Source organism: Rhizobacter sp. P2_H3 (assembly GCF_056403355.1).
The window spans coordinates 1-1,490 of the sequence record NZ_JBFUFQ010000472.1 but is presented as its reverse complement, the minus strand read 5'-3'; the positions used below and the strand labels follow the sequence as shown (position 1 = coordinate 1,490).

Genomic DNA, 1,490 nt, shown 5'->3' with positions numbered 1-1,490 from the left:
ACCTGAACAACCTGCAGAAGGGCACCGAGTTCGAGTCCCTGAGCCTGGAAGAGATCATCAAGAAATCCTCCGGTGGCATCTACAACAATGCCGCGCAGATCTGGAACCACACCTTCTTCTGGAACGGCATGAAGCCGGCCGGCGGCGGCGAGCCCAAGGGCGCGCTGGCGGCGGCGATCACCGCGAAGTTCGGCAGCTACGCGTCGTTCAAGGAAGCCTTCACGAAGAGCGCCGTCGGCAACTTCGGTTCGGGCTGGACCTGGCTCGTGAAGAAGGCCGACGGCAGCGTCGACATCGTCAACATGGGTGCCGCCGGCACGCCGCTGACGACCGCCGACAAGGCGCTGCTGACGATCGACGTGTGGGAGCATGCCTACTACATCGACTACCGCAACCTGCGCCCGAAGTTCGTCGAGACCTTCCTGACCTCGCTGGTCAACTGGGACTTCGCCGAGAAGAACTTCGCCTGAGCGAGCGTTCGTCGCCCAGCAAAAAGCCGGTCCCTGGACCGGCCTTTTTCATGCGGTGATGATGCGTGAGGCTCAGCGCCCGAACGGCGTGCCCGAGAGCTTGTCGCCGGACTTGATCCCGCGCTTGGCGAACCAGCCCTGGTTCATCTCGAGCACGAAGCGCACCGGCTTCTTCGAGCAATGCGAATCGAGCGTCTGCGGCTTCATGTCCTCGACGTTCACGACGGTGCCATCGTCGGCGATGAAGGCGGCCGACAGCGGCAGCAGCGTGTTCTTCATCCAGAAGCACTGCACGCCGGCCTCTTCGAACGCGAACAGCATGCCGTCGTTGGTGCCCATCGTGCGGCGGAACATCAGGCCGGTGGCCCGTTGCTCGGGCGTCTGCGCGACCTGCGCCTGGATGTTGTGGATGCCGGCGGTGAGCTGGATGGCGGGCAGCTGCTGCGGCGCGTCCTGCGCAAGAGCGGCTGCGGCGATCGGGCCGAAAGCGAGCAGGGCCAGCAGGCGGGTGGCGGGGATCTTCATGGTCGGGCGGGCTTCGGTGTGGACAGGCGCGGYAGAGTGTAGCGAGGGCCAAAGAAAAACGCCCGGCACAGGCCGGGCGTTCCTCATTCAATTCAGCGAAGCGGGCGTGAACCCGGCTCCTCCCGAATCACTTGGCAGCCGAAGCAGCCTTCTCGCTCTTTTCGGCCTTCTTGGCTTCGGCCTTCTCGGCCTTCTTCTCGGCCTTGGCAGCCGATGCAGCCGGCTTGGCGGCTTCAGCGGGCTTGGCGTCAGCGGCGAAAGCGCCGGCAGCGAACAGGGAAGCAATCAGGGCGGCCARAATCTTGTTCATGTGAAAACCTTTCGAAAGTTTTTGGGATCCACCATCCATCGTTGGACGGTCCGCCCGTAACGCGGGCTCTCGAAAGTCGGTTGACACGGTGCGTGACATAGAATCGCCGGCTTCAGTGCGGTCCGTTTCCAGTCACTCCAACATCAGCAGCGCGCGGAGCTATCCCATGTATCAGCACATCAAGG

3 protein-coding genes are annotated in these 1,490 nt (G+C 63.4%); 1 reads left to right on the top strand and 2 read right to left on the bottom strand.

All coding sequences use genetic code 11. The features are described 5' to 3' along the window. Positions 1-470: superoxide dismutase (locus AC1D1T_RS32425; RefSeq protein WP_477993459.1), on the top strand; the 470-nt coding region annotated here is incomplete at its 5' end. A gap of 72 nt (positions 471-542) precedes the next feature. On the opposite strand, the gene AC1D1T_RS32420 is transcribed toward AC1D1T_RS32425, so the two are convergent. Both AC1D1T_RS32420 and AC1D1T_RS32415 read right to left on the bottom strand, forming a co-directional pair. Beyond that, complete coding sequence (locus AC1D1T_RS32420; RefSeq protein ID WP_047508844.1) at positions 543-995, bottom strand: DUF192 domain-containing protein; 453 nt, start codon at positions 993-995, stop codon at positions 543-545. 127 nt (positions 996-1,122) lie between these two features. Beyond that, positions 1,123-1,305 carry a hypothetical protein gene (locus tag AC1D1T_RS32415; RefSeq protein ID WP_047508846.1) on the bottom strand — a complete coding sequence of 61 codons (183 nt, stop codon included), beginning with the start codon at positions 1,303-1,305 and terminating at the stop codon, positions 1,123-1,125. Positions 1,306-1,490 lie beyond the last annotated feature (185 nt).

Excerpts from the sequence above, each read along its gene's own strand:
- AC1D1T_RS32420 (WP_047508844.1), bottom strand. The coding sequence starts at position 995 with ATGAAGATCCCCGCCACCCGCCTGCTGGCCCTGCTCGCTTTCGGCCCG.